Genomic DNA, 18,449 nt, shown 5'->3' with positions numbered 1-18,449 from the left:
ATGACCGACCTTACCGAACTGGGCGTCGCGGCGATCCGCGACGGTGTTGCAGGCGGCGATTTTACCGCCGTGGAAGTGGCAGAGGCGTTCAACGCGAACGTCGCCGCCGCGCAAGAGGCACTGAACGCCTTCATCGTTGCCACGCCGGAAAAGGCGCTGGAAGCGGCAAAGGCGGTCGATGCGAAGCGCGCCAGGGGCGAAGCGCCGGGCAAGATGGGCGGCGTGCCCATCGGCATGAAAGACCTGTTCGCCACCGCCGGCGTGCAGACCACCGCCGCCAGCCACATCCTTGAAGGCTTTACCCCGCAGTACGAAAGCACCGTTTCGCAGAAGTTGTGGGATGCGGGCGCGGGTATGCTGGGCAAGCTGAACCTTGACCAGTTCGCGATGGGCTCTTCGAACGAGACCAGCTATTTCGGCAACGTGGTCAGCCCGTGGCGGCGCAACGACGGCGGCAATGCGCCGCTGGCCCCCGGCGGTTCGTCGGGCGGCAGTTCCACCGCCGTTGCCGCGCGGCTTTGCCCGGCGGCGACCGGAACGGACACCGGCGGTTCGATCCGCCAGCCCGCCGCCTTCACCGGCATAACCGGGATCAAGCCGACTTATGGCCGCTGCTCTCGCTGGGGCATCGTCGCCTTTGCCAGCTCGCTCGACCAGGCCGGGCCGATGGCGCGCGACACGCGCGACTGCGCGATCATGCTGGAGGCGATGGCCGGCTTCGATCCCAAGGACGCGACCAGCCTGGACATGCCGGTGCCCGAATGGGAAGCGGGCCTTTCCGCCGATCTCAAGGGCAGGAAAGTGGGCATCCCGCGCGAATACCGCATGGACGGGATGGATGCCGACGTCGCGAAAAGCTGGGAAGACGGCGTTGCGTGGCTGAAGGATGCGGGCGCGGAAATCGTCGATATCTCGCTGCCGCACACGAAGTATGCGCTGCCCGCCTATTACATCATCGCCCCGGCAGAGGCGTCTTCCAACCTCGCCCGTTATGACGGCGTTCGCTATGGCCTGCGCGACCTGCCCGAAGGCGCGAACCTGCAGGACATGTATGCCGCCACGCGCGAGGCGGGCTTCGGCGCGGAAGTGAAGCGGCGCATCCTGATCGGTACTTATGTGCTCTCGGCCGGTTTCTATGACGCCTATTACACGCAGGCGCAGAAGGTCCGCACGCTGATCAGCCGCGATTTCAAGGATGCCTTCGGCCAGTGCGACGTGATTCTGGCTCCCACAGCGCCAAGCGCCGCCTTCGCGCTGGGCGACAAGAGTGACGATCCGCTGGCGATGTACCTGAACGACGTGTTCGCCGTGCCCGCCAGCCTCGCCGGGCTTCCGGCGATGAGCGTCCCCGCCGGGCTGAACCGCGAAGGACTGCCGCTGGGCCTGCAAATCGTGGGCAAGCCGTTCGACGAACAGGGCGTACTGAACGCGGGGCTGGCGATTGAGCAGCGCGCGGGCTTCACCGCGAAGCCGGAGAAGTGGTGGTAGGATGAGCACTTATCGCATTCAGGGCGCAACGGGCGAATGGGAGGTCGTGATCGGCCTTGAAGTCCATGCGCAGGTCACGTCTCAGTCAAAGCTGTTTTCCGGTGCGGCAACCGCGTTCGGGGCGGAGCCCAACGCGCAGGTCAGCCTTGTCGATGCCGCGATGCCCGGAGTGCTGCCCGTGCCCAACCGCGAGTGCATCCGCCAGGCGGTGCGCACCGGCATGGCGATCGGCGCGCAGATCAACAAGTGGAGCCGGTTCGACCGCAAGAACTATTTCTATGCGGACCTGCCGCAGGGCTATCAGATCAGCCAGCTCTATCACCCGCTGGTGGGTGAAGGCTCGATCGAGATCAGCCTGGACGAGAAAGACCCCGACGCCGAGACCAAGACCATCGGTGTCGAACGCATCCATGTGGAGCAGGACGCGGGCAAACTGATGCACGATCAGCACCCGACGATGAGCTATGTCGATCTCAACCGCTCCGGCGTGGCGCTGATGGAAATCGTCAGTCGCCCCGATATGCGCAGCCCCGCCGAAGCGGGCGCCTATGTGCGCAAGCTGCGCACGCTGCTGCGCTATGTCGGATCGTGCGATGGCAACATGGAAGAAGGCTCGATGCGCGCCGACGTGAACGTATCCGTGCGCCGTCCGGGCGAGGAATTCGGCACGCGGACCGAGACCAAGAACGTCAACTCCGTGCGCTTCGTCATGCAGGCGATCGAGCACGAGGCGGAACGCCAGGTCGATGTGCTGGAGAACGGCGGCAAGATCGTGCAGGAAACGCGCCTGTTCGATCCTGACACCGGCACCACGCGGTCGATGCGCAGCAAGGAAGACGCGCACGACTATCGCTATTTCCCCGATCCGGACCTGCTGCCGCTGGAACTGGAAGATGCGTTCCTTGAAGATTGCCGCGCCAGCCTGCCCGAACTGCCCGACGCCAAGCGCCACCGCTATGAAAACGCGCTGGGCCTCTCGGCCTATAACGCGGGTGTGCTGACCGCAGAGGTGGAAACGGCGAACTGGTTCGAGGCGCTTCTGGCCGAAACCGCCGCGAAGGCGGGCAAGCCCGAAGCGGACGTTGCCAAGCAGGCATCCAACTGGCTGACCAGCGAACTGTTCGGCGCGCTCAACAAGCTGGGCAAGGATCTTTCGACCTCGCCCGTGTCGCCCGCGGGCGGTGCGGAACTGCTGGCGCTGATGGCGAAGGGCACGATTTCCGGCTCCATCGCCAAGCAGGTGCTGGAAATGATGCTGGAGACCGGCGACGGCGCGGAAGCGATTGTCGAGCGTGAAGGGCTGAAGCAGGAATCGGACACCGGCGCGATCGAGGCCAAGGTGGACGAAGTGCTTGCCGCCAATGCCGACAAGGTGGAGCAGTACAAGGCGGGCAAGCAGGCGCTGTTCGGCTTCTTCGTGGGCCAGACGATGAAGGCCATGCAGGGCAAGGCCAACCCGCAGGTGGTGAACGAACTGCTGAAGAAGAAGCTGGGGTAATGTGACGCCCATTCGGGGGGCGCCCTTGCGGCGTCCTTTCCGAACGCGGGGGTTCCGGTATTGACGACATAGCGGCGGTTGAACCGGCCCACCCCCAACCCCTCCCGCAGGCGGGAGGGGAGCGAGACTTGCGCCGCCGCAGCTTTTGCACCCATCATGCCGGCCGGCGCCGATGCCCCGCACGCGCAGGCGGTCGTCCAAAACACCAGTTCGACCATGAAAAAAGCCCCCGGGATCGCTCCCGGAGGCCTCTTTCCTGCGATCCGGCGAGGGATCAGCCCGCGCGTGTGCCCGTCATCGGGAAGGTGCCGAATGCGCCGGCCTTTACGGAGCCGGTCAGCGCATCGCCGTCGATCGTCGCTTCGCAGTCGAGCGTCATCGGCATCGGCACCGTCATGTTCATCTTCCAGGTCAGCTTGTTGCCGTCGACCTTGCCGTCCTCCACGTCCATCGATCCCATCTGCCCGGCGTTCTGGCCGGTGAAGGTGCCGCCGTCCGCATTGACGGTGAATTTGCTGGTCTGGTCGCCCATCGGGGTCTTGGTCACGCAATCATAGGTACCGGAAACGGACATGGGGGGATTCTCCTCTTCCTTCAGAACGGTAACGATTTCAGTCGTTACCTACACCATTGTCAACAGTCGTTTGTTCGATTTGCCGGAGCTGATTCTCCGGATGCCGGGCAATGGCCGGGCCTTGGTGCCAGACTAGCGCCTTGCGCCTGTAAGGCCAGAGGCGAGATGTTTGCCCCGGCAGACAGGCCGGGTATCCCGGTCAGCAAAAATTCAGGTACGCTAGCTATTGATATCGCCGGGGAATGTGCAGGACGGACATCAGGAGGACGTTCGATGCGCAAGCTTCGTACTGCCGTCATTGCGGGTGCCGCGACCATCGGCCTTGCAGGCACAGCCTTCGCCGCCACCCGCGATATGCACGTGATGAATGTGAACCTGCCCGACGGGTCTGTCGCGAAAATAGAATATGCGGGCAAGATCGCGCCGAAAATAGAAGTCGTTCCGGTAAACGCCATGCCGGCCAATGCCGTCGCGGGGCAGGGTGTCGTCGCCCTCGATCCCTTCATGCCCGCCGCGTTCGGCGATCCGCTGGCCGATGCCGGTTTCGCCAATCTCGACCGCGTTGTGGCGATGATGGACGCGCGGACGCAGGCCATGATGCAGCAGGCGGCCGCGATGGAGCAGGCCGCAGCCTCTGGCGCCCCGGCAATGCAATCCACGTCCGGTGCGAATACCCCTGCCGGAAGCTGGCAATATACGGTGATGACCAGCAGCAACGGCAGCAACGCCTGCACCCGCACGGTTGAGTGGTCGTCCACCGGCGCGTCCGCCAAACCCAGGGTGACGCGCACCAGCGCGGGCGATTGCGACGCCGTGAAGCAGGACGGCGGTCCGGTTCCGGCCGCCGCAAGCAAGCCGGCAAAGGTGCCGCTGCCCGGCACGCCGGCCTGACCGTTCCCGGTTTCCGCGCTCCGCCTGTTTGCAATTCGCCGGGACGGGGCGCGGATCTGGGCAGAGCTATTGCGCTATCGTCTCGCGGCTGGTGGCATGCGCGGCGATGTCGGCGGGGGTGAAGCGCACCGGTTTCAGGCGATGGGCCACGAACAGCGGCGCCTGGTCGGCATAGTGCGGCGATTCGGGCCGCGTCGTCGCCGCGCCATAGGGCTGGATCGATTCCGAACGCACCGGGCCGGGCCTTCCATCGGCGCCTTTCGGCCAGGAGATGAACATGATGAAGCTGTCGCCGTGCTTCACGTCCAGCCGTCCGTCCTTGTCGATATTCCAGCTTGTCGCCGCGCGCAGCGTGTCTCCGCCGCCATCCATCGGCAGGTCGACCTTGCCCTGGCGCAGCCGCTGAACCTCGCCCAGCGGCGGATCGAGCCGGCCGAAGTATTTCATCAGGTGCTTTGATGCCCAATCAAGCTGGGCCTTCGGGTCGGGCGGCGGTTCCAGTTCGTAGCTGGCGACCATCGGGTCTTTCAGGATCATCACCGCCAGCGCGTCCGCCGGGTTGCGTCCGTCGGCATGAAGATCCCACTTCGCCAGAAGCGCCTGCGCCTTCTGCAATCGCGGTTCTCCCGCAAGGTCCAGCCCGGCGATCGCGTCCAGCGTCCACTTCACGTACCCGGCGCGTTCGTACCCTTCGTCGTACTTGATCCGCTCAAGCTCGTCGCGGCCGATCGGGTTCGTCGCGCCCAGCAGCTTCACCGCGCGGCGGGCGCGGTTGGTCATGTCGGATTCGATGCCCAGATCGGGCGAGAACCCTGACGGGTCCAGTTCGCTTCCCGGACCGGCGGCGACCCACGGTGTGTTGTTGGAATTGAACAGGAAGCCGGACTTCGGATTGACGATCTTCGGCACCTTGTCCCACGAAACGGGGCCGTGCCAGATCAGGTCCGAACGGTCTCCCGGCAGCACGTGGCGCCAGTCCGGCCCGTGTTCGCGGGCGGGCAGCGCGGCGTTGTAGATATAGGCGATGTTGCCTGCCCGGTCGGCATAGACGAAATTGGTGGAAGGCACCGCCTGCATGGCCAGCGCCTTCATCCACCGGTCGAACGTCGTCGCTTTCGAAAGGCGGTAATATTCGTCGAGCTGGTCGATCCGGTCCATTCCCGCATAACGCACGGCGAAGGCACCGTTCGCATTCACGATCACGGGGCCGTGGATCGAACGATACACCGTCTTCCACACCGGGATCACCAGCGGGCCGAAGCGCACCGGCAGCAGCACGCGGCGGCTTTCCAGCGGCAGCCACTTTCCATCCATGCGGTAATGCGTGCCCGCCTTGTCGAGCACCAGCCTGTAGACGTCGGTGAGGTCGGGGCGGTTGACGGTGTTGGTCCAGCCCAGCGTCTCGTTATGGCCGAGGAAGGGGTAGGGCGATCCGGGGAAGGTCGCGCCTGCAAAGTGCCAGCCGGAATCGCTGCGTATCACCAGTTCGTACCACGCCACGCCGCCGCGCCACGGCTGGTGAGAGTTCGAGACGAGCCGCGTGACCCCGTCGGACGAACGCGACGGCGCGACCGCGAAGGCGTTCGAACCGTCTTCCGCGGTGGGCATGAGGCTGGCCTTCGCAGTCCCTCCCCCGCTTGCTGGAGGGGGAAGATCGACCTGATCGCCGCCGCCGTGCGCATAGTCGGGCCAGGGCTTGCCGTCCTCTGCCGGGCCATGCTCGCGCGGCAGCGGCTTTCCGGCAACCAGCGGGCCGATCGCGGTGTTGAGGCCGAAGAAGAACGGCTGGCGCAGCGCGAACCCGGCGGCGATGTCCTGACCGTTCACCGGGAACAGCCGCGCCAGCTTTATCTCGCCCGGATGGCGCTTTGCATAAAGGTTCAGGCCGCTGGCATAGCCATCGAGCAGTGCGCGCACGTCTGCCGGAAACTGTGCGTAATGCCGGTCAACCGTGCCACGCGCGTCAAGCAGGTGAAAGACATAGTCGATCTTCGCACCGTCCGCCCCCGCAATCGCGCCATAGCGGCCACGCGTCATCGCCACCACGTCCTGCAGGGTGGAGAAATCGTCCTCGGCATGGGCATAGGCAACGCCGAAGGTAACATCGGGGTCGGTCGCGCCGTGGATATGCGGCACGCCGAATTCGTCCCGCGTGATCTGTGCGCTGTAATGGCGGGGTGGCGGGGCCTTGGCGGCAGGGGCGGCAAAAGGCTCCCACACCAGCAGGATGAACAGCACGGCCAGGACAAGCGCCAGCAAAGTCCCACCAACGCGGCGCAATGCCAGCTTCATCGTTTGCTTCTCCCCCCGGTACCCCGGCCTGTTATGCGCGCGATCCTGACGCGCGCGCCTGCCGTGTCAACCGCGTGTGCGACCCCGGCCGCGAAAGCCCGATACGGCACCATCGGGCGTTGATTGCCCGGCATGGCTGTGGGACCATCCGACTCGACACTCTCATTTCCCAGACTTTTCAACGCGGGAGAGCCCGAAATGCATGATACCGATTTCCGCATGGCGCGCCGGGCGCTGCTGGCGGCGCTTGGCGCGGGCGGCCTTTTCCTGCCTGTTGCCGCGCGCGCGCAGTTCGGCGGGCTTGGTGGTCTGGGCGGCTCGGCGCTGGGCGGCGGGCTTACCGGGTTGCTGGGCCGCGCGTCCGACAGCGCGCTGGACAAGCTTTCGCAGCCCGGCGCGTTCTATAACGACCAGTCGATCCGCATCCTCCTGCCGCTGGTGGGCGGCGGCCTTGGAGGAAGCGGCGGTGGCGGACTGGGTGGTCTGCTGGGCCAGGCGCTGGATGCCGGTGACAAGCTGGGCGTAACGGACGGGATCACGCGCCGCATAAACGATGCCGCGGGCCATGCGGCGAAGGCGGCAAAGCCCGTGTTCCGAACCGCGATCGACAAGCTCACCGTCTCGGACGTTCCCGGAATCGTGAAGGAAGGCGACGGGGCCACGCAATACCTGCGGCGCAGCGCGGGCGACACGCTGGCCGTGCAGGTTCGCCCGCTGATCGACAGCGCGCTGGGCGACGTGGGCGCCTATCGCCAGCTTGACCAGTTGAACCGGTCTTCCAGACTCGTCGCGGCGGCGGGGCTCACGCATGAAAAGCTCGGCCATTCGGTAACCGAACAGGCGATGAGCGGCATTTTCAAATACATGGGCGCGGAAGAACGGAAGTTCCGCGCAGACCCGGTCGGCCCCGCCGGATCGCTGCTGAAAGGCGTGCTTGGCGGGAGCTGACGGCGCGCTTGCAGGTCGGGGGATGCGGCTGGTCGAAAAATTTGATCCATGTCCTTGTGTTGCACAATAGCAACACTATCTCGGGCTTCAGAGGAGGAACCGAGACCCCATATGAACCTCGAAAAATTCACAGATCGCGCCAAGGGCTTCCTGCAGGCGGCGCAGACCGTAGCCATCCGCATGAACCACCAGCGGATTACGCCCGAGCATATCCTGAAGGCTTTGCTGGAAGACGGCGAGGGCATGGCCTCCGGCCTTATCCAGCGCGCGGGCGGCAATCCCGGCTTCGCGCAGGAAGAGGTGGACAAGGCGCTGGCGAAGATTCCGGCCGTCTCCGGCTCGGGCGCCCAGCAGACGCCCGGCCTCGATAACGACGCCGTGCGCCTGCTGGACCAGGCCGAGCAGATCGCGACCAAGAGCGGCGACAGCTTCGTGACGGTAGAGCGTCTGCTTCTGGCCTTCGCGCTTGCGGGCACGACCGAGGCGGGCAAGGCGCTGAAGGCCGCGAACCTTACGCCGCAGGCGCTGGAAGCGGCGATCACCGAACTGCGCGGCGGCCGCACGGCGGACAGCGCCGGGGCGGAAAACGCCTATGACGCGATGAAGAAATACGCGCGCGACCTTACGCAGGCGGCGAAGGACGGCAAGCTCGATCCGGTGATCGGGCGCGACGAGGAAATCCGCCGCACCGTGCAGATCCTCGCGCGGCGCACCAAGAACAACCCGGTGCTGATCGGCGATCCCGGCGTCGGCAAGACCGCCATCGTCGAAGGCCTCGCACTGCGCATCGCCAATGGCGACGTGCCCGACAGCCTGAAAGACCGGCAGTTGATGGCGCTCGACATGGGCGCGCTGATCGCGGGCGCGAAGTATCGCGGCGAGTTCGAGGAGCGGCTGAAGGCCGTGCTCGACGAAGTGAAGGGCGCGGAAGGCCACATCATCCTGTTCATCGACGAGATGCACACGCTGATCGGTGCCGGCGCGTCCGAAGGGTCGATGGATGCCGGCAACCTCTTGAAGCCAGCGCTCGCGCGTGGCGAACTGCACTGCATCGGCGCCACCACGCTGGATGAATACCAGAAGTATGTGGAAAAGGACGCCGCTTTGCAGCGCCGTTTTCAGCCGGTGTTCGTGGACGAGCCGACCGTGGAAGACACGATCTCCATCCTGCGCGGCTTGAAGGAGAAGTACGAACTGCACCACGGCGTGCGCATCACCGATGGCGCGATCGTGGCGGCGGCGACGCTTTCCAACCGGTACATCACCAACCGCTTCCTGCCCGACAAGGCGATCGACCTGATGGACGAGGCCGCCAGCCGCATCCGCATGGAAGTGGAATCGAAGCCCGAGGAGATCGAGGCGCTCGACCGGCGGATCATCCAGTTGAAGATTGAGGAAACCGCGCTCGAAAAGGAAAGCGATCAGGCCAGCAAGGACCGGCTTTCGGCCCTGCGCGAGGAATTGGCGAACCTTGAACAGCAATCGAGCGAACTGACCACGCGCTGGCAGAACGAGCGGGACAAGATTGCCGCCGAAGGCAAGGTGAAGGAACAGCTTGACCAGGCGCGGCTGGAACTGGAGCAGGCGCAACGCTCTGGCGATCTCGCCAAGGCGGGCGAGCTTTCCTATGGTGCGATCCCCGCGCTGGAAAAGCAGTTGGCCGAAGCGCAGGCGCATTCCGAAAACGCGATGCTTCGCGAGGAAGTGACCGACGAGGACATTGCTTCCGTCGTCAGTCGCTGGACCGGCGTCCCCGTCGACAAGATGATGGAGGGCGAGCGCGAAAAGCTGCTCCAGATGGAAAAGGTGATCGGCGAACGCGTGATCGGTCAGGAGCAGGCCGTGCAGGCCGTGTCCAAGGCCGTGCGCCGCGCGCGTGCGGGCCTTCAGGACCCGAACCGGCCGCTGGGCAGCTTCCTGTTCCTTGGCCCCACGGGCGTTGGCAAGACCGAGCTGACCAAGGCGCTGGCCGGGTTCCTGTTCGACGACGACAGCGCGATGGTCCGCATCGACATGTCCGAGTTCATGGAAAAGCACGCGGTCGCCCGTCTGATCGGCGCGCCTCCGGGCTATGTCGGTTATGACGAGGGCGGCGTGCTGACCGAAGCGGTGCGGCGCCGGCCCTATCAGGTCGTGCTGTTCGACGAGGTCGAAAAGGCGCACCCCGACGTGTTCAACGTGCTGTTGCAGGTGCTTGACGACGGGCGGCTGACCGACGGGCAGGGGCGCGTGGTGGACTTCACCAACACGCTGATCATCCTCACCAGCAACCTTGGCAGCCAGTACCTTGCCAACATGGAAGACGGGCAGGACGTGGAAAGCGTCGAGCCGCAGGTGATGGAAGTGGTGCGGGCGCATTTCCGGCCCGAATTCCTGAACCGGCTGGACGAGATCATCCTGTTCCACCGGCTGGGCCAGGAGCACATGGGGCCGATCGTGGAGATCCAGGTAGACCGCGTGCAGCGACTGCTGAAGGATCGCAAGATCGTGCTCGACCTTACCGATGGCGCAAAGCGCTGGCTGGGCCGCGTGGGGTACGATCCCGTCTATGGCGCGCGTCCGCTGAAGCGGGCGGTGCAGCGCTATCTTCAGGATCCGCTGGCCGAAAAGCTGCTGGCGGGCGAAATCCCCGACGGCGCCACCGTCACCATCGACGAAGGCGACGGGGCATTGACGTTCAACGTCGTCGCGTAGCGGCTTCTTCCTCTGCCGCTATGCGCCCGGGCGCCGCTTCCCCCAAGTCGGAAGCGGCGCCTTTCTTTTTGCGGACGGGGGCAGATGCCCGGCGGCCTATTCGCCCATGAGGTGAAGCGTAACTTCGCGTCGGTGCGCGACGCGGCGATGTTCAACCAGGTAGATGCCCTGCCATGTTCCAAGCGCGAGGCGTCTATCCGTCATCGGGATCGACAAGGATACGCCGGTGAGTATCGCTTTCAGGTGCGCGGGCATATCGTCTGGCCCTTCGTCGTCGTGGTCGTAGTGCGGCCCTTCCGGTGCCACCCGGTCCAGCCATGCAACGACATCGTCCTTCACGGCAGGCGCGGCGTTTTCCTGAATGGTCAGCGAAGCGGACGTATGGCGGCAAAACACCGTCAGCAGCCCTTCGCGCATTTCCTGGGCGTCGGCCCAGCGTTCCATTTCTTGCGTGATTTCATGCAAGCCGCGTCCGGGCGTGGAGATGGTGATCAGGGTCGAGGATTGCCGCATGGTGCAGGCAAATCGCAAAGTGGCACGCAAAAGAAAAGGGGCGGCGCAGCCGAAGCCGCACCGCCCCAATTGCGGGCCGGAAAGCCGCGATCAGAACCGCGCGGTGGCGCCGATGCGGAAATAGGTGCCCAGCACGCCACGGAAGTACGTAATCGTGCCACCCGTCGCCGGGTACGGATACGGCGGCTGCTGGTCGAACACATTGTCCACAACGCCGCGGATCGTCAGGTGCTTGTTGATATCCCAGCTTGCACCGAAGTTGACGAAAGCAATCGCCGGTACGTCGTTGTACCCGTTGGGATAGTAAGTGTCCGAAACCTGCGGATCGATCTTGGTCTTACCGAGGTAGGATACCTGCGTGTACACGTCGAAGCTGTCGTTGCTGTAGTTCAGCGTGGCAACAGCCTTGTGCTGCGAATACCCGATGCTGTTGTCGGTCTGGCTCGGCGTCGAGTTGGCATCGGCCTGTGAGCTCAGCGTATCCAGGTACTGGTAGCTGACCTGAAAGCCGACCGTGCCCGGCGTCGAACCGATCTTCAGCGGGATGCGGTATTCAAGCGAACCCAGTATGCCCTTGTACCGCAGTAGCGCCGAATTGAAGTAACCGGTCTCGATGTACGAGATCTGGTTGCTCGAATCGCGCGTCACGCGGCCGCAGAACTGGTTGCCCGGGAAGTCGGTCGAGTCATAGCAGTTCGCCACGACCTGACTGCCCGACAGCTGGTCGATCACGTCCTTCAGCTTGATGTCGACATAGTCGACGCTCATGCGGAAGCGCGGGAAGAAGCTCGGCTGAATGACCGCGCCAATCGTCCAACTGTCGGCAACCTCGTTCTTGAGGGTGGGGTTGCCGGAAATCGCCTGGTGGAACGAACGACTGTTCGACAGCGAACTGAACGGCTGGGTGATGCCGGCAGCGGCACAGTTCGCCGCGCGGGTTGCCGGATCTGGGCCGTTGTCGATGTTCGCCGCGTCGCACGGATCCACCGCGAAGCCGAAGTATTCGCTCGACGGGTTGAACGCTTCAGTGATCGCGGGCGCGCGGATCGAACGCGTATAGTTTCCGCGGAACGTGATGTCCTTGATGATCCCGAGGCGGCCACCCAGTGTCCAGGTGAAGTCCGAACCGGCGATCGAGTGATCGACGATGCGGCCCGCACCCTTGACCTCGAGCAGATTGATCGGTGCGCCAGTGTTGGGGCTGATGATCTCGGCCAGAAACTCGCCGGAGAACTCGTTGGTATGATACTTGCCGTAGACCGGCTGGATCGGCACCGAACGGCCATACGACGCATAGCTGCCATCGGACTGCAGTTCGCCACGAAAGAAGTCGCCGGGCTGGAAGTCTTGCGATTCGATGCGGTGTTCGTAACCGACCGAAACCGAGAAATCGCCGCCGGGCAACCTGAACACCGGGCCGGAAATGTACGCCGTCAGGTCGGTCAACTCGTTGGTCGACTTGGGCGTTGCAAGCGCGGTGATGTAGTCAAGCGCAGCCTGCGAGGCCTTTCCGGTGCCGAACAGATCAAGTGGGGCGCAGGTCGAACTGATCGTGGCGATCGAGGCATTGGTATAGCCCGGACGGCAGACGATGTTGCCGCTCGAATCCAGAACCGCGTCAACCGCGTTCTCGAAGTTCTGCTGCACCAGACTGCGGACCGTGCTCTTGGTGGTCGAACGGCCGTAATTGGCCGCGACTTCCCAGTTCCACGGACCGGCGAGGAAGTTGAACGAACCGTCGAGCGCGCCAACGAAACGCATCACTTCCACCTTGCCGACCGAACGGCCGCTGGCAAGGTCGGTATTAGCTCGGCCCAGGTAAAAGTAATCCTGGTTCACGCCCAGGAAGTTCTGGTCGGAGAACGGGTTGTTGTTGATCGAATCGACGATCGACTGGCGTGCTGCGTCAGACAGGAACGGGTTGTCGATGCTGACGACGATGTTGCCGTCGGGCGTACCCGCGGCATCGAACAGCGCCGAGTTGTAAACCGGCTGATCACGCAGGTTGGTGCCCTTGCTCGACGAATACCATGCTTCGCCCGAGAACTTTATGCTGTCGGTCAGTTCGTAGCTCAGTGTGGCGATCGTGCTGTAACGTTCGATCTCGGACAGCAGGTTCGTGGTCGGGACAAGGCTGAAGCCGTTGCCGCCGGCGAAGTCGATTCCGAAGCTGCCGGGACTGCCAGCGTAGGTGCCGAAATCGATCGGAATCAGATTGCCGTTGGGGTCGAATTTCAGCTGGTTGCCATTGGCGTCCTGCACCGCGCCGTTGTAGCCGGCGGGAAGGCCGAATATCGGTCCCTGATAATCGGGGAAGTTGAAGTCGAGGCCATAGGCGGCCAGGCCGACGATCGGCGAACCGGTTTCCGAAATCGACGGGATGCGGCGATCATAGTAGAGCGCCCGCGTGAATCCCGAAGCAGGATCGTTCGAGTTACGAAAGAACGTGCCGCGCGCGAACACCGGTCGCTCCGGTCCGGTTAGGCCGTCGCTCTTGTTGTATTCGCCGGCAATCGTGATGTTGCCGCGACCGTCGTTGAAGTTCACGCCGGCAAGGCCGCGGAAGCGATAGCTGCGCGCATCTCCCATGCTGCTGGTGCCGTACTGACCATCAAGCTCGAAGCCCTGGTAATCCTTTTTGAGGATCACGTTGATCGTGCCGGCGATAGCGTCGGCACCGTAGATCGGCGCGCCGCCCACGGCGATGGTGTCAACGCGCTCAATCAACTTGGTCGGGATCACGTTGAGGTCAACTTGGCTGCCTGCGCCGGTGGGGCCGAAGATCGAGGCCGTGTTCGACGAGACGAAGCGGCGGCCATTGACCAGCGTCAGCGTACGCTGCGAACCAAGCCCAAGGAAGTTGACGAAGCTCTGCCCCTGACCGAAGTCGGACTGACCGCCGACCGGCGAGGAACCGGGGACGCCGAAGGACGGCTGTTCGTTCAGAGCCTGGCCCAGCGTGTCAAAACCGCGCGCCTCGATCTGTTCGGAGCTGATGACGATCGAAGGTTCTACCGTATCGTAGTTCGGGCGGGCAATGCGCGAACCAGTGACGGTGATCATGCCATTGGCGGCAACGTCGCCATTGGCCGAAACGTCCTTGTCATCGCAGACGCCATCGAGATTGGCATCCACGCAGTTGGTTGTATCGGTAACCGAGGCATCAGCCTGCGCCCATGCAGGCGAGGCCGCGGCGAGCATGACGGCCAGTGCCTGAACCGACACAGCAGGTCGCAACGCCGAATTTAGCGAAAACTTCATGTATTATTCCCCCGTATGTGGCTGGCATTTTCGGAAGCCCCCCGGCTTCCGGCACAGCCCATTCGTGAACAAAAACCGGTTGAATCATTCACTAACGTGAATCGCACGACACGGATGAATTGCAGCGTGAAGTTTCTGGTGAAACCGTCAATGAAAAAAAATTCATGTAACGGTATTGTTTTGCCAAATGTTGCAGATGCGCAACAGTCGCAAGACTTCGCCGCCTGCGACGAAATGCGCAACGTGCAAGTTTTCGGAAGTATTTTGCCACACCAGGCGGCGAGGAAGTTGGGGTCAATCCGCCCAGTAAAGTGCCGTCGGGTTGTCGATCAGTAGCTTGCGCTGGAGCGCTTCGGTTGGCGCGATGCGCGGGATCATGTCGACCAGGTGGCCGTCGTCGGGCACGTTGGCCTGCATATTGGGATGCGGCCAGTCGGTGCCCCACAGCACGCGGTCGCTGTAATCGGAAACGAGCGGGGCCACTGCATTAGCAAAGGCATTCCACGGATCGCCGTTTTCCACGTCCAGCCGGTCGGGGCAGGTCGCCTTGAACCAGATGTCGTCGCGGCTGTTCAGGAACGCGCGGAAGGCTTTCATGTCCGCGCCGTCCGGCCCTTGCGTCACATCGGGGCGGCCCATGTGGTCTATCACCAGCGGCACGGGGATCGCGTCCATGAACGGGCGCAGTTCCTCAAGGATGTCCGCCTCGAAATAGATCACGACATGCCAGCCCTTGGGCAAGCGCTGCGCGACTTCGAGAAACTTGTCCTTGGGCGCATCGTCCACCAGACGCTTGAGGAAGTTGAAGCGGATGCCGCGAATGCCGCCTTCGTGCAGTTTACCAAGCTCCGCTTCGGAAATCGCGGGATCGACCACGGCCACGCCGCGCGCCTTTCCATTCGATTTCGCAATGGCGTCCAGCGTGGCGGAATTGTCCGTGCCGTGGCAGCTTGCCTGCACGATCACGTTTTTTGAAAAGCCCAGATGGTCGCGCAGCGCGAACAGCATGTCAGGCCCGGCGTCTTCGGGCAGGTATTTTGCTTTGGGGCTGAACGGGAACTGCGCCATCGGCCCGAACACATGGCAATGCGCGTCAATCGCGCCGGCGGGCGGAGTGTAGCGCGGCTTGCTGGGGTTGGCGTGCCAGGAAACGATGCGCTGGTGTTCGTTGGCGGTCATCTTCTACTCCGTCATCCCGGCGAAAGCCGGGATCTCCATCCTCTTGGTCGGCGCTGGCCGAAAGCGGTCCCAGCTTTCGCTGGGACGACGAATTACACGAACACCACGCCGTCCATCAGCTTTCGCGCGGTGCGCAGCAGGGCGGCGGTTTTCACGTCGCCGTTGTCGTCCACTTCCAGCACGCAACTCATCTCGCCGCTGGGATGTTCGATGCTCAGCGTCTTGCGTGGGCCTTCGGGGATCACGGCCACTTCGGCGGCGGGCGATCCGGGCACAAGACACGCGGTTGCCGCCGTCACCGCGCCCAGCACACCGATGCTGGCGTGGGCGCGTTTGGGGATGAACACGCGCGTTGTCACCGCGCCGCCATGCTTTGGCGGAGCGACAAGCGTCATCTTGGGCACGCTTTTCTCGGTCACGTCGCCAAGGTTCATCAGCGGCCCGGCGGCAAGGCGGATCGCTTCGATTTTCGCGCGGATCGGCGCGAAGGCTTCGCTTTCCAGTTCCTCGCGGCTTTCATAGCCGGTCGCGCCCACGTCTTCGGCCTTGAAGACGATGCACGGCATGCCGTTGTCGATCAGCGTGCAGGCCACGCCTTCGATCACGTCCACCGCGTTGCCGGTGGGGAGCAGCGCGCCGCAGCTCGATCCGGCGGTGTCGCGGAATTCCAGTGGCACGGGCGCGTGCGTGCCGGGCACGCCGTCGATCCGCGCCTCGCCCGAATAGGAGACTGTGCCGCCCGGCGTCTGCACGGTGGCGACGGCGACCTGTCCGGTGTTCTCCATGAAGATCGCCACGCGCGTCTCGTCGCCGGTCGGCTGCACCAGACCGCGCTCGATCGCGAAAGGGCCGATGCCGGCAAGGATGTTGCCGCAGTTCTGCTGGTCGGTAACGATCGCCTGATCGACGAAGACCTGGAGGAACAGGTAATCGACGTCGATCCCTTCGCGCGCCGACTTGTTGACCACGCCCACCTTGCTGGTCAGCGGATCGGCGCCGCCCATCCCGTCGATCTGGCGCGGGTCGGGGCTGCCCATCACGCCCAAAAGGAATGCATCGCGCTTGGCGGTGTCAGTGGGCAGGTCGGATTTGAGGAAGTAGCCGCCCTTGCTCGTCCCGCCGCGCATCCACATGCAGGGGGCCGAGTGAGGCTCAGACATACTTCAACCCTTCCTTCTCAAGCCGTTCGCGCATCTTGTACATGTCGAGGCCCAGCACGCCGCTCGCCAGCTTTTCGCGCTTTTCGCCCTCGTTGGCTTCGCGCGCCTGCGCGGCCTTGAGCACTTCGGCCGCCTTTTCGCGCGGCACGCAGACCACGCCATCGTCATCGGCCACGATCACGTCTCCGGGGTTTACCGCGGCGTTGGCGCAGACCACCGGCACGTTCACGCTGCCCAGCGTGTTCTTGACCGTGCCTTGCGCGAAGATCGCTTTCGACCATACGGGAAAGCCCATTTCGGTAAGGTCGCGCACGTCGCGCACACCCGCGTCGATAATCAGACCCCGGCAGCCGCGCGCCATCGCGCTGGTGGCCAGAAGGTCACCGAAATAGCCGTCTTCGCAAGGGGAAGTGGGGGCGAGCAGCAGTACGTCGCCATCGTGCAACTGTTCGATCGCGACATGGAGCATCCAGTTGTCGCCCGGAGGCGCGCTGATCGTGACGGCGGAGCCGGCGATGCGCGCGCCGGGATAGATCGGGCGCATATGGCTGGCGAGCAGCCCCGTGCGGCCCTGCGCTTCGTGAACCGTGGCAACGCCGCACTTGCCCAGTGCGTCTACGATTGCGGGGTCAGCCCGCTCGATATTCTGGACGACGATGCCTGCCATGTGCCTGCTCCCGGTTGGAAATTCGTGTTGATGCGCGCCATGCGCCCACGGGTGCGCGCGCGGCCAATGCAATGTTTGCCGCGCCCCATAAGGAAATGCTAAGCGAGTATTGCATGATCCTTCCCGCGCCCAACGTCCGCCACTTCGCCGTGCTGGCCGCCACGGTCCGCCATGGCAGCGTGACGCGCGCGGCGCGCAGCGTGAACCTTACCCAGCCCGCGCTGACCCAGGCCATCGCCCGGCTCGAGGCTGAACTAGACTGTGCGCTGTTCGAACGCGGGTCTGGCGGGATGACGCCGACCGAGCCCGCCCGCCTGCTGGCGCCGCGCGCCGAGGCGGCGATTGCACATATCGGTTCCCCGCGCGTTACCGGCACGCAGATGCGCGCTTTCCTGGCGCTGGCGCGGGCCGGTTCCTATGCCGGCGCGGCCGAAGCGACCGGGCTTTCCGCCGCATCGCTCCACCGCGCGGTGGCGGACCTGTCGGTTGCGCTGGGCCAGCGGCTGGTCGGCCGGCACGGACGCTCCATCATGCTGACTCCGGCCGGTGAACGGCGCGTGCGCGGCTTTGGCCTGGCAATGGCTGAACTGCGCGCCGGGCTGGCCGAAGTCGCCGCATGGCAGGGGCGCGCGGCGGGGCGGATCGTGATCGGGGCGATGCCGCTTTGCCGCGCGCGCTGGCTGCCCGAAAGCGTCCTGCGGTTCCATGCCGCGCATCCGGGCGTGGACGTTGTGGTGGTCGAAGGCAGCCATGCCGAACTGGCCGGCCCGTTGCGCGATGGCGAGGTCGACCTGATGCTGGGCGCATTGCGCGAGGCAACGGCGCTGGACGACCTGGCGCAAGAGGCCGTGTTCGAGGATGAGCCGGCGATGATCATGCGCGCGGACCATCCGCTGCTTCGCGCGCCCGTGGTCGATAGCGACGCGCTTCTCGCCTATCCGTGGATACTTCCGCCGCGCGGCACGCCGCTGCGGCATTATTGGGAAGACATGATGCGCGCGGCCGGGGCAGAGCCGCCGCACGTGGGGATAGAGTGCGGGTCCGTGCTCGCGGTGCGCGAACTCCTGCTCGGTTCGGATGCTTTGACCTTGCTCAGCCCGGCCCAGCTTGCGGTGGAACTGCGCGGCGGTGTGCTGAAAACCCTGCCGCCGCCGGTTCCGGTTACGCGCACCATCGGCATCACCACGCGCGAAGGCTGGCGGCCGACCGCCACACAGGCTGCCTTCGTGGCGATGCTTCGCGAAGTGGCCGCCGATGAATTCGCATAAAGTTATGAATGGCGCG

13 protein-coding genes are annotated in these 18,449 nt (G+C 64.4%); 6 read left to right on the top strand and 7 right to left on the bottom strand.

The window, feature by feature from the left end; translation table 11 throughout:
• Window positions 1-1,488, top strand: coding sequence for an Asp-tRNA(Asn)/Glu-tRNA(Gln) amidotransferase subunit GatA (gatA, locus tag RXV95_RS14275; protein ID WP_338466699.1), 1,488 nt, complete (start codon window positions 1-3; stop codon window positions 1,486-1,488).
• Window position 1,489: 1 nt separating this feature from the next.
• Window positions 1,490-2,986 carry an Asp-tRNA(Asn)/Glu-tRNA(Gln) amidotransferase subunit GatB gene (gene gatB / locus RXV95_RS14270; protein ID WP_338466698.1) on the top strand — a complete coding sequence of 499 codons (1,497 nt, stop codon included), beginning with the start codon at window positions 1,490-1,492 and terminating at the stop codon, window positions 2,984-2,986.
• Window positions 2,987-3,260: 274 nt separating this feature from the next.
• Here gatB and RXV95_RS14265 read toward each other — a convergent pair whose 3' ends face one another.
• Window positions 3,261-3,560 carry a hypothetical protein gene (locus tag RXV95_RS14265; RefSeq protein WP_338466697.1) on the bottom strand — a complete coding sequence of 100 codons (300 nt, stop codon included), beginning with the start codon at window positions 3,558-3,560 and terminating at the stop codon, window positions 3,261-3,263.
• Window positions 3,561-3,833: 273 nt separating this feature from the next.
• Here RXV95_RS14265 and RXV95_RS14260 point away from each other — a divergent pair, with 273 nt between their 5' ends.
• Window positions 3,834-4,451 carry a hypothetical protein gene (locus tag RXV95_RS14260; protein WP_338466696.1) on the top strand — a complete coding sequence of 206 codons (618 nt, stop codon included), beginning with the start codon at window positions 3,834-3,836 and terminating at the stop codon, window positions 4,449-4,451.
• A 66-nt stretch (window positions 4,452-4,517) separates the two neighbouring features.
• On the opposite strand, the gene RXV95_RS14255 is transcribed toward RXV95_RS14260, so the two are convergent.
• On the bottom strand, window positions 4,518-6,743 hold the full coding sequence (locus RXV95_RS14255) for an acylase (protein WP_338466695.1): 2,226 nt from the start codon (window positions 6,741-6,743) through the stop codon (window positions 4,518-4,520).
• A 198-nt stretch (window positions 6,744-6,941) separates the two neighbouring features.
• On the opposite strand from RXV95_RS14255, the gene RXV95_RS14250 reads away from it, so the two are divergent.
• Both RXV95_RS14250 and clpB read left to right on the top strand, forming a co-directional pair.
• A complete protein-coding gene (locus RXV95_RS14250; protein WP_338466694.1) occupies window positions 6,942-7,691 on the top strand; it encodes a DUF4197 family protein in 750 nt (249 codons plus the stop codon).
• A 111-nt stretch (window positions 7,692-7,802) separates the two neighbouring features.
• Window positions 7,803-10,385 (top strand): ATP-dependent chaperone ClpB, encoded by a 2,583-nt coding sequence (gene clpB, locus RXV95_RS14245; RefSeq protein ID WP_338466693.1) that lies wholly within the window; start codon window positions 7,803-7,805, stop codon window positions 10,383-10,385.
• 96 nt (window positions 10,386-10,481) lie between these two features.
• On the opposite strand, the gene RXV95_RS14240 is transcribed toward clpB, so the two are convergent.
• The 5 genes from RXV95_RS14240 to ligK form a co-directional block, all read right to left on the bottom strand.
• Window positions 10,482-10,898, bottom strand: coding sequence for a secondary thiamine-phosphate synthase enzyme YjbQ (locus RXV95_RS14240; protein ID WP_338466692.1), 417 nt, complete (start codon window positions 10,896-10,898; stop codon window positions 10,482-10,484).
• A gap of 90 nt (window positions 10,899-10,988) precedes the next feature.
• Window positions 10,989-14,159: a TonB-dependent receptor gene (locus RXV95_RS14235; RefSeq protein ID WP_338466691.1), complete on the bottom strand. Its 3,171-nt coding sequence runs from the start codon at window positions 14,157-14,159 to the stop codon at window positions 10,989-10,991.
• A gap of 294 nt (window positions 14,160-14,453) precedes the next feature.
• Entirely contained in the window at window positions 14,454-15,338 is an 885-nt protein-coding gene (locus RXV95_RS14230; RefSeq protein ID WP_338466690.1) for an amidohydrolase family protein, read from the bottom strand.
• A gap of 92 nt (window positions 15,339-15,430) precedes the next feature.
• The gene (locus tag RXV95_RS14225; protein WP_338466689.1) at window positions 15,431-16,498 is read right to left on the bottom strand and encodes a 4-oxalomesaconate tautomerase; all 1,068 of its coding nucleotides are present in this window, start codon (window positions 16,496-16,498) and stop codon (window positions 15,431-15,433) included.
• Window positions 16,491-17,165 carry a 4-carboxy-4-hydroxy-2-oxoadipate aldolase/oxaloacetate decarboxylase gene (gene ligK, locus RXV95_RS14220; RefSeq protein ID WP_338466688.1) on the bottom strand — a complete coding sequence of 225 codons (675 nt, stop codon included), beginning with the start codon at window positions 17,163-17,165 and terminating at the stop codon, window positions 16,491-16,493. The genes RXV95_RS14225 and ligK overlap by 8 nt, the downstream gene beginning before the upstream one ends.
• Window positions 17,166-17,278: 113 nt before the next feature.
• Here ligK and RXV95_RS14215 point away from each other — a divergent pair, with 113 nt between their 5' ends.
• Entirely contained in the window at window positions 17,279-18,433 is a 1,155-nt protein-coding gene (locus RXV95_RS14215) for a LysR family transcriptional regulator (protein WP_338466687.1), read from the top strand.
• The last annotated feature ends 16 nt before the right edge of the window (window positions 18,434-18,449 follow it).

The sequence above is a fragment of the Novosphingobium sp. ZN18A2 genome (assembly GCF_036784765.1).
GTDB lineage: Bacteria > Pseudomonadota > Alphaproteobacteria > Sphingomonadales > Sphingomonadaceae > Novosphingobium.
This window is presented reverse-complemented; position numbering and strand designations above follow the sequence as displayed.

Coding starts and splice junctions, on each gene's coding strand:
- gatA (WP_338466699.1), top strand. CDS start 1: ATGACCGACCTTACCGAACTGGGCGTCGCGGCGATCCGCGACGGTGTT.
- gatB (WP_338466698.1), top strand. CDS start 1,490: ATGAGCACTTATCGCATTCAGGGCGCAACGGGCGAATGGGAGGTCGTG.
- RXV95_RS14265 (WP_338466697.1), bottom strand. CDS start 3,560: ATGTCCGTTTCCGGTACCTATGATTGCGTGACCAAGACCCCGATGGGC.
- RXV95_RS14260 (WP_338466696.1), top strand. CDS start 3,834: ATGCGCAAGCTTCGTACTGCCGTCATTGCGGGTGCCGCGACCATCGGC.
- RXV95_RS14255 (WP_338466695.1), bottom strand. CDS start 6,743: ATGAAGCTGGCATTGCGCCGCGTTGGTGGGACTTTGCTGGCGCTTGTC.
- RXV95_RS14250 (WP_338466694.1), top strand. CDS start 6,942: ATGCATGATACCGATTTCCGCATGGCGCGCCGGGCGCTGCTGGCGGCG.
- clpB (WP_338466693.1), top strand. CDS start 7,803: ATGAACCTCGAAAAATTCACAGATCGCGCCAAGGGCTTCCTGCAGGCG.
- RXV95_RS14240 (WP_338466692.1), bottom strand. CDS start 10,898: ATGCGGCAATCCTCGACCCTGATCACCATCTCCACGCCCGGACGCGGC.
- RXV95_RS14235 (WP_338466691.1), bottom strand. CDS start 14,159: ATGAAGTTTTCGCTAAATTCGGCGTTGCGACCTGCTGTGTCGGTTCAG.
- RXV95_RS14230 (WP_338466690.1), bottom strand. CDS start 15,338: ATGACCGCCAACGAACACCAGCGCATCGTTTCCTGGCACGCCAACCCC.
- RXV95_RS14225 (WP_338466689.1), bottom strand. CDS start 16,498: ATGTCTGAGCCTCACTCGGCCCCCTGCATGTGGATGCGCGGCGGGACG.
- ligK (WP_338466688.1), bottom strand. CDS start 17,165: ATGGCAGGCATCGTCGTCCAGAATATCGAGCGGGCTGACCCCGCAATC.
- RXV95_RS14215 (WP_338466687.1), top strand. CDS start 17,279: ATGATCCTTCCCGCGCCCAACGTCCGCCACTTCGCCGTGCTGGCCGCC.